Here is a 445-nt window from a genome sequence, read left to right as displayed (position 1 = left end):
TTTCTTAATATCCCATAATTTACAAGAAGAGAAATATGGAAATTAGGACTTTTTATATAAAAATGATGTAATCCTAAGCAATAAACTTTATCAATCATCGTTCTTTTATTATAACCCCAAAATAAGAACATATGTATGTATCATCAAGACAAGGACAATGCCTAACTTACGATGCTGTGAGCAATGTGCTCAGCGTGATAAATGGTGCGTCAGTGCCTCAGATTGGCAAGGCTGGCGGACAGATGGCGCATAACTATACTTACGATGCCCTCTATCGTCTTGTCAGTGCGACTGGTACTTACACTGGTGCTGACAACAAGACTGCAAGCTACACCCTTGCAATGGGCTACGACAACATGCATCGTATCACATCGAAGCATCAGATTCTCATGCAGAACAATGTGCAGTTCAATGGTACATTGAATGCTGGCTATGATTTGTCGTA

Annotated in this window: 1 pseudogene; it reads left to right on the top strand. The window is 39.8% G+C overall.

Annotated elements, in window-relative coordinates:
• Window positions 1-131 precede the first annotated feature (131 nt).
• Window positions 132-445: pseudogene (locus QZ379_RS12225) on the top strand (hypothetical protein); the annotation flags it as partial.

The sequence above is a fragment of the Bacteroides sp. genome (genome assembly GCF_019417265.1).
Taxonomy (GTDB): domain Bacteria; phylum Bacteroidota; class Bacteroidia; order Bacteroidales; family Bacteroidaceae; genus Phocaeicola.
The sequence above is the reverse complement of the archived record's forward strand: the minus strand, read 5'-3'. Positions and strand labels throughout refer to the sequence as shown.